A 751-nucleotide genomic window follows, 5' to 3' on the forward strand; every position below is an offset into this window, starting at 1 on the left:
TGCGTTGTTTGTGTTGGATTCCGGTTTGCGGCGGGTTCCGATCGGTGTGGTTGGTGAGTTGTATGTCGCGGGGCGGGGTGTGGCACGCGGTTATGTGCGACGGCCGGGCTTGACGGCATCGCGATTCGTCGCGTGTCCGCTCGGCCCTTTGGGTTCGCGGATGTATCGCACCGGCGATCTGGTTCGTTGGAATCACGACGGCGAGCTGGAGTATGTGGGTCGCTCTGACGATCAGGTGAAGATTCGTGGTTACCGCATCGAAATCGGTGAAGTGGAAGCAACACTCGCTGCCTTGACCGGAGTGGAGCGTGCGGCAGTGGTGGCCCGTGATACCGATACCGGCAAGCAGTTGATTGGCTACGTCGTACCTACCGAGGTGTCTGCGGGAATCGATGGTGGGGCGCTGCGCGAACGAGTTGCCGCGCGATTGCCTGCGTACATGGTTCCGGCCGTGGTGATGGTCATCGACGAGTTGCCGTTAACTGTCAACGGCAAGCTGGACAAATGGGCGTTGCCCGAGCCGCAATTCGCCAGCGGCGTTCACAGAGCGCCGTCATCTCCGGTTGAAGAAATTATCTCCGGCATTTTCACGAAGGTTCTCGACCTGCCGCGAGTCAGCGTGGACGACTCCTTCTTCGACCTGGGCGGCAACTCGCTCTCTGCGATGCGTGTCGTAGCCGCCGTGCAGGAAACCTTCGACTGTGAAATCAGCGTCCGTGCACTCATGGAAGCCCCCACCGTAGCGGGCCTG

The 751-nt window shown here is 60.7% G+C and carries 1 protein-coding gene; it reads left to right on the top strand.

Translation table 11 applies throughout. The features are described 5' to 3' along the window. Positions 1 to 751 (top strand): phosphopantetheine-binding protein (locus CH285_RS11065; protein ID WP_141214695.1); only part of this gene is annotated, 751 nt, incomplete at both ends.

The sequence above is a fragment of the Rhodococcus sp. 05-2256-B1 genome, assembly GCF_002258465.1.
GTDB lineage: Bacteria > Actinomycetota > Actinomycetes > Mycobacteriales > Mycobacteriaceae > Rhodococcoides > Rhodococcoides fascians.